6 protein-coding genes are annotated in these 6,091 nt (G+C 53.2%); 3 read left to right on the plus strand and 3 right to left on the minus strand.

Going from position 1 to position 6,091, the window contains the following annotated elements; all coding sequences use genetic code 11:
• Position 1: 1 nt before the first annotated feature.
• The gene (locus tag VGK23_05490) at positions 2-616 is read right to left on the minus strand and encodes a hypothetical protein (GenBank protein ID HEY3419987.1); all 615 of its coding nucleotides are present in this window, start codon (positions 614-616) and stop codon (positions 2-4) included.
• Positions 617-818: 202 nt separating this feature from the next.
• Between VGK23_05490 and VGK23_05495 the strand changes: the two genes are divergently transcribed.
• The gene (locus VGK23_05495; GenBank protein ID HEY3419988.1) at positions 819-2,057 is read left to right on the plus strand and encodes a PQQ-binding-like beta-propeller repeat protein; all 1,239 of its coding nucleotides are present in this window, start codon (positions 819-821) and stop codon (positions 2,055-2,057) included.
• Between the two features lie 62 nt (positions 2,058-2,119).
• Here the strand turns inward: VGK23_05495 and VGK23_05500 are convergent, their stop codons facing one another.
• A complete protein-coding gene (locus VGK23_05500; GenBank protein ID HEY3419989.1) occupies positions 2,120-2,545 on the minus strand; it encodes an NIL domain-containing protein in 426 nt (141 codons plus the stop codon).
• Positions 2,542-3,708 carry a homocysteine biosynthesis protein gene (locus VGK23_05505; protein ID HEY3419990.1) on the minus strand — a complete coding sequence of 389 codons (1,167 nt, stop codon included), beginning with the start codon at positions 3,706-3,708 and terminating at the stop codon, positions 2,542-2,544. The genes VGK23_05500 and VGK23_05505 overlap by 4 nt, the downstream gene beginning before the upstream one ends.
• Before the next feature lie 725 nt (positions 3,709-4,433).
• Here VGK23_05505 and VGK23_05510 point away from each other — a divergent pair.
• Entirely contained in the window at positions 4,434-5,216 is a 783-nt protein-coding gene (locus VGK23_05510) for a cobalamin-dependent protein (protein HEY3419991.1), read from the plus strand.
• A gap of 17 nt (positions 5,217-5,233) precedes the next feature.
• On the plus strand, positions 5,234-6,091 hold an 858-nt coding region (locus VGK23_05515; GenBank protein HEY3419992.1), incomplete at its 3' end, for a methyltransferase MtaB domain-containing protein.

Raw genomic sequence — 6,091 nt, forward strand, 5'->3', positions numbered from 1 at the left:
TTCACTTCTCATCTCTCAGCGTATCCAGCCATGCATTGAGCTTTTCATAGAACTCCGTGAGGGAGGCGATCTGTTCTTCATCATAGTGATCGTAGCGAAGCTTCGCGTACTTCGCCCGTTCGTTCTGGTCGATGTGCACGATCTCTTCCCGTTCCATGACGCCAAGCATCGTGTCGGAACTTCCATTCCAAGAACGGTTCATCTTGAATCCTGCTTTTCCTAGAGGAACATCATAGGTCGGATCGAGAAGGACCAGATTGCCGTCGATCTCCGCCTTCAGCGCCGTGTGGAAAGAGACCGGAATAGCCCTGATGTACTGCCTCAAGCTCGAAGGGTACTCCACTCTCAGGTTCTCCCAGCGGAACGAGTAGGTAACGTACATCACGCGAATCTTCAGCATCTCGAGCATCGTTCCCAGCAATATGCTCTTCGCCTCGCTGCTCCCGAAGTTCTGGGCGATGATCCTGTCTGGGGAATCCCTATCCCCGTAGAGACTGACCGTCGGCCGGAAGGGTATGTCCCGGACCCTCTCGAATAGAGCTATCCTCATCTCGATCGGGTCGAGACCATCTGTCCAGGAACGGAACTTTGCCATCAGCGCTTCGTAATCGACCATGATAATCTCCCCCGGTGCATATGCGCTACAGAGGCCATCCTGTTTAGGTCTGCGAGGATAAGAACTTGGTGGTAGCTCAAGATCCGATCGGTCCATAGGGTCGCTTCAGCCCTCCGATCCGTTGGATGGTCAAGTTGGCGGTATTGCCCATTCGTCCGTGGAAAGTATTATCTCCAACTATCCTGGTGAGTACCAGGATCGGATGAAGTTCAGGACACTTTTGATCGTTACGGCCCTGCTGACCTTGACCGTGTCATCCATGGCCGGTCAAAATGCATCTGCTGAGGCCAGTTCGGCACCTTGGCCCATGTTCATGGCCGATCAGGCCCATACCAGCCGGTCCTCGTTGGACACATCGGCCAATCCGGGACATGCGGTCAACTGGGTACCGATATGGGCCACTGGAAATGCATCCATCGTCATTTCCGCCCGCGGCACGTACTTTGCCAGCTCGGGGGCGGTCCTTTATCGTCTGAGCGCGGACCACGCGTCCATGAACCGATATGTAGGTAATGACAGCCTGGTAGGGACGCCCGCGGTGGGATGGAACGATAGCGCCTATGTCGGCAGCCTGGACATGTTCATCAACTGTCTGGATGGCAACGGCACCAGGTGGTGGGAGTATAACACCAGCGCACCGGTGTGGTCATCACCTACCATGGTGGACAACACCACTCTCTATGTCACCTCTGCCGGCCTTATGTCGTTCACATTGGACGGCAGAATGAATTGGCGGGTTCTGCAGAACATATCCTCGCGGTCTTCGCCGGCTGTGTCCGCCGAGGGCGTCATCTATTTCGGAGCGGAGGATGGCAGGCTGTACGCGGTGGCTCGTAACGGAACGCCACTATGGTCGTACCATACCTCAGCGCCCATCCGCAACTCGCCATCGATCGACGGCGATGGCAACATACACTTCGGAACCGATGACGGCACAGTGTTTTGCCTAGGTCCATCAGGCAATCTCCTTTGGTCGTTCCAGAGCGGCGAGTCTGTCAGGTCTTCGATCGGCATCCGTTCCGACGGTACTTCGATGTTATTGACCGACGACGGCAGGCTTGTGGCGATCGAGCGGAACGGTAGCGTGGACTGGAGCCTGAAGCTCGAGGGATTCAATGTGTCCAGGTCCCTGGCCATAGACTCGAAAGGAATATGTTATGTGGGCTGTGACAACACCATATATTCTGTCAATGAGGACGGGACGCTGCGTTGGACGTACCGGATCAGCACCGGTTATGTAGGGTCCCCGGCCATCACCTCGAACGGCACGGTGGCCTTTGGCTCATCGACCGGCCTCTTCGAGCTCGGTCATGTGGACGAAGGCAACGAATGGATCGTCCTAGCTGGGACGATCCTGCCGCCGCTCGTCCTATGCGCGGTCCTTATACTGGGGGCCCGAAGGCTTAGGAGAGGAAAGACGGTCGAGAGGAAGTCGGAGTGACCCCACCCCTTACCGAATGGAAGCATTCAGCTCAAGTGTGCTTCTCCTAGCAATGGTGGTGTTCAGGGGGACAGTATCGATGAACGGCCCTTTGTTAGTGCGCCGGGAGGGCAGGCATCGAGGCAGCGTCCGCAAGCAACGCATCTTTCCAGATGGAACACGACATGGTAGTCAGATATATCCATCTCATAGGCCTTCACCGGACAGATCGACACGCACATCCCGCAATCGGTGCACTTCTTGACATCCCTGCGGACATAGTTCTTCAGCTCCTCGACCCGGACATGGTTCCCGGCCAGGTAATCCAAGGCCTTGGCGATCTCTTCTGGCTCGCCGGTCAATTCAATGATCAGCCTGCCTCCGCTTTCGTCAATGTCCGCCTTCAGGATGTTGACCGTGATGTCGAAGTTCCGCCATAGGCCATGGGTGACCGGCTGGTTGGCCATGGCTGGCGGGAACATAAGCAAGAACTTTCTGACCGCCATCATACCAGCTCCCAATTGGCGTGCGCGTCCAGCGTCTTTAGCACCCGTTCGTCCGGCATCAGTTCGACCGGTGCTGTCAGAAGGAACTCGCCATTTCTGATCCAATCACGCAACTTGGTTGCGATGTCCCTCGCCTTCCGGTAACTGGAGAGGGAGGAGGTGCGCACTTCTTTTCCATTGATGTCGATGGTTCCGCTCTTGAGGTCTTCATAGGTGACCTCCATGATGGACTTCCTGTCCCGTGATTGTACCCCATAATCCAGGACTGGTGTGAAAATCTCCGCATCCGTCCTGGCGGCCGATCGCATGATCTCCTCGTCAAGTATGGGGATAGGTACCCCGATACCGACCCCCAGAGATACTCCGTATTTTGTGAAGTAAAGGGCCCGTAGATAATCTGGTGACATACCCCTCAGGTCTCCGATGACCGCCAAAGCCCTGGCCGCCATCGTAGGTATCCCGTTCCTGGTCGGTACGTTGGTCTTGAACTGGGTCCCCTCCCAGGAGACATATCCCTTCCCTCCACCGAGAAATATCCTGGTCCCTATACCTATTGTGCGTAATGTCGGGTCCTTCAATAATGGCGAGAGTTGGCCGGCGCTGCTGAAGGTGGCATTGCCATTGCGCGGGAGTAACTTTCCCATATATGTATACAGAGTTCTGTCCGAGGAATTTGTGGCCACTGCGTAGTTCTGGTACATATTCCGCGGGTTGAAGAGGTATGCTTGGTTGATCGTCTTCAATGAGATATGCGTCTCGATCTCCCGTCGAGGATAGCAGTCCGTTCCATAGGATGTCGCCCTAAGCTTTATCGATTTACCGCTGACCAGGTCTTCGATGATGTGAGCCCCACCATAACTGATGTCACCGTTCTCCCTGATCTCTGTGGCGCCGACATAGGCGTCCACGGCCGCTAAGCCAGTGAATGCCGGAACATCGTTCAGCCACACTTTCTGCATCTTAATGGGCGGTTCTGCATGGCCGAAATTCAGGAATGCCCCCGACGAACACATCGCACCGAAGGTTCCAGTGGTGACAACGTCCACCTCTTCGGTCGCCTGCTCAATACCTTCCTTTTTGACCAAATCGATGACCTCTTCCGCCGTCATCACTACCGCTTTACCCGCGGCGATCTTGGAGTTGATCTCTTCATAGGTACGTTTCAAGGTATCACATTCTATTTTTTAATGATAAACAGGACACATCCATATAGATGTTCCAACAATCGTTAACTCCAAAGTCATACCTTTGTTGATTATTTCAACCTCTCGGTCGACTTAAAAAAAATTCAGATATGAATCGAACATCATGATGAACAGTGGTTCCCATACAGATCACTGGTGGGGCATTGATTATGAACCTTTATTCGTCTGGTCACTGTTGGATCTTATCATTTGGTGATGATAACTCTGGCCGTCATCTGGCTGATTGTCTGATCAAACCTTAAGGACGATTCTGATAATGGATGATGGGAATCATTAGCACGAATCAAATATTCCAGATATGATGTGATTATTCCATTATGCAGTGTATTCAAAACTAAAAATCTCACGCATTGCCGTTTCTCCCTGGACACGATTCGCATTCTAGGGAATTAGAAAAGATTATTGATTATGAGAATCATTATATTATTAATTACTGATACAATATAGTTGTCAAAATGCAGTATTTAAAGGGTATAATTAATAATTATTTTTCATTAATGATAACCAGTATGAAGAATTTATGATGAAATTTTGGGTTAATTGTTGGGTATTATTATTCACGATATCGAGTTATGAATTTATCGCATTAACAATTGATTTATATACCCGGAAAATGAATCCCCTGCCCCGGAGGAGACCCTAAGATCCTCGATTGGGATTTTAGGATATCTGAGGTGTATAAAATGATGGACCTAAGTAGTGTAAACTACGACCAGATCTTCAAGCGCTACGATATACTCGTAGAGGCTAAAGAGAAGCCAGAAGACATAGCGGCAAAGATTCTCCCGAAGGACGCTTTGCTGAAGAAAGTCGCCGAAGACGTTGTATTCATGAAGTACAAAGACGTCGAGGCTGATGCAAAGGCCGCATTGGCCAAGCACACTCCGGAAGTCCTGGTTGAGCAGGGACTCCTGAAGGGAATGGATGTCGTCGCCGAGCTGTACGGACGGGGTATCTACTACCTGCCGCACGTCATGGTCGCCGCAGACGCATTCGACAAGGGCATCAAGGTCGCTGAGAAGGCAATGAAGGGCGACAGGGTCATGAAGGGCCACGTCGTCATGATGGTCGCCGAGGGTGACCCGCACGACATCGGCAAGAACATCGCCGCCGTCATGCTGAGATCCAACGGATACGGTGTCACTGACATGGGCCGGGATGTACCGGTCGATGATGTAGTGAAGACCTGCCTGGAGACCAAGCCCCAGCTCGTTACCGGAACCGCACTCATGACCACCACCATGTCCGCATTCCCGAAGGTAGCCCAGAGGCTCGTCGAGAACGGAATGGAGATCCCGTTCATCTGCGCCGGCGGTGCAGTGAACAGGTCGTTCGTAGAGTCTTACCCCCTCGGTATCTACGCTGCAGCTGCAGCTCAGGGACCGGGAATTGCCAACAAGGCAATCGAAGGCTGGGACTGGAAGAAGATCCGCTCCAAGTGGGATGAAATCATCTCGGGGAAGGCGTAAATTAGGAGGTGCGAAAAATGGCAGTTAAGAGATTCACAAAGATGGAAGTCAAGACCGCAGACGACCTCGTCTTCGGTGACGCAAAATACCCGGTTTCATACGGTCTCGGAATGAAGGCCGGTGCGGGATACGTAGTGCCAGAGATCAACTTCGCCCCAAGGCCCGGCGCAGAGAAGAACCCGGACACCCTGAGGCGCGAGTACGTCGACTACATCACCAAGGACATCATGGACAGGGCAGTAACCCTCGGATTCCCAGCAGTTCAGCTGGAGAACGAGTGGATATTCCAGCTCGGAAACGACCCAGAAAAGTTCGCCAAGCCGGTCGTTGCGGGCCAGAAGGAAGTCATGAAGAAGTACCATGATGAGTACGGCATTGCAACTGCAATCAGGCACACCCTGCCTGACATGAGAGAGGCCGAGAAGGGCCTGAGGGAAGGCATGGACAAGAAGTCCTCCTACCCGGAGAAGGTCATCGAGGACATAGAGGTCGCAGCCAAGAACGGCGCCGATGTGCTCTCGATCGAATCCATGGGTGGCAAGGAAATGTCCGACTACGGTATCCTGCACCAGGATATCCGCGGGTGGCTCTTCGGTATTGGCTACCTGGGTTCCATCGACATGGAGTACATGTGGACCAAGATCGTGGACATCGCCAAGAAGAACAAGGTCATCGCCGGCGGAGACACAAACTGCGCAGGCGCCAACACCTCGATGTTCATGGCCGGTGGCTACCTGGACAAGGATATCCCGAGGACCTTCGCGGCAGTTACCCGCTGCATCGCTTCCGCCAGAACCCTGGTGGCAATCGAGTGCGGTGCAACTGGCCCGGACAAGGACTGCGGCTATGAAGGCCCGATCCTGAAGGCAATTTCC

The organism is Methanomassiliicoccales archaeon (assembly GCA_036504055.1).
Taxonomy (GTDB): domain Archaea; phylum Thermoplasmatota; class Thermoplasmata; order Methanomassiliicoccales; family UBA472; genus DASXVU01.

What these genes read in the sequence shown, in the direction of transcription:
- VGK23_05490 (HEY3419987.1), bottom strand. Translation starts at nt 616, where the DNA reads ATGGTCGATTACGAAGCGCTGATGGCAAAGTTCCGTTCCTGGACAGAT.
- VGK23_05495 (HEY3419988.1), top strand. Translation starts at nt 819, where the DNA reads ATGAAGTTCAGGACACTTTTGATCGTTACGGCCCTGCTGACCTTGACC.
- VGK23_05500 (HEY3419989.1), bottom strand. Translation starts at nt 2,545, where the DNA reads ATGATGGCGGTCAGAAAGTTCTTGCTTATGTTCCCGCCAGCCATGGCC.
- VGK23_05510 (HEY3419991.1), top strand. Translation starts at nt 4,434, where the DNA reads ATGGACCTAAGTAGTGTAAACTACGACCAGATCTTCAAGCGCTACGAT.